The 554-nt window shown below is 66.1% G+C and carries 1 pseudogene; it reads right to left on the bottom strand.

Annotated features, from left to right (window positions below):
• Positions 1–554: pseudogene (locus ACR0DT_RS25150) on the bottom strand (hypothetical protein); the annotation flags it as partial.

Here is a 554-nt window from a genome sequence, read left to right as displayed (position 1 = left end):
TATTGCTGACCGCACCGCTCGTGCCGCCGCTGCCGCCAAAGCCGCCGACCCCGATACCTGCCGCGCCGGATCCCGTGCGCGCAATGCTGAGAGCACCCGAAATGTTGACGCCGCCATTGCCACCGCCGCCGCCCACAGACTGAACCAGAACACCGGTAGAGTTGTCGCCGCCTGTGGTTACGTCCCCGGTAACCGAGCCGGTGGCCGTACTTGCATTCCCGCCGTCACCGCCGGACCCACCGATGCCAACGCCAATTGCGCCGCCGCCCGTGCCCGAGATGTTTACGGCGGCCGAAACATTCAGCCCTCCGTTGCCACCGCCGCCCGCGGCGGACTGAACCAAAACACCACCTGAATTGTCACCTGCGGTGGTTACGTTACCCACGACCGTCCCGTTAGCCGTGTTCGCGTTGCCACCGCTGCCGCCGCTTCCGCCTAGCCCGACCGACGCACCACCGCTGCCGGTTCCGGCAACTGTGACAGTGGCGGACACGTTCATACCGCCATTGCCACCGCCACCGCCAAGGCTTAGAACGATAAAGCCGCTGGACTCA

It is taken from the genome of Ruegeria sp. BI11, from assembly GCF_056538005.1.
The sequence above is the reverse complement of the archived record's forward strand: the minus strand, read 5'-3'. Positions and strand labels throughout refer to the sequence as shown.